Below are 293 nucleotides of genomic sequence, written 5' to 3'. Positions count from 1 at the left end.
AGCTATCGCCCGAACGACCGTATCCGCGTGTACATCAAGGATGTGCGTCGCGAACAGCGTGGCCCGCAGATCTTCCTGAGCCGCACCGCGCCCGAGTTCATGGCCGAGCTGTTCAAGATGGAAGTGCCTGAAATCTATGACGGCATCATCGAGATCAAGGCCGTTGCCCGTGACCCCGGTTCGCGCGCGAAAATCGCTGTCATCTCTTATGATGGCTCCATCGACCCTGTGGGGGCCTGCGTTGGTATGCGCGGCAGCCGCGTTCAGGCCGTCGTGAACGAGCTTCAGGGCGA

The 293-nt window shown here is 61.1% G+C and carries 1 pseudogene; it reads left to right on the top strand.

The features are described 5' to 3' along the window. Positions 1 to 293 (top strand): annotated as a pseudogene (locus tag B4F27_RS00950) (transcription termination/antitermination protein NusA); the annotation flags it as partial.

The sequence above is a fragment of the Sulfitobacter sp. UBA1132 genome, from assembly GCF_002311545.1.
GTDB lineage: Bacteria > Pseudomonadota > Alphaproteobacteria > Rhodobacterales > Rhodobacteraceae > Sulfitobacter > Sulfitobacter pontiacus.
Note: the sequence above shows the minus strand (reverse complement) of the source record. Positions and strands in the feature narration are given on the sequence as shown.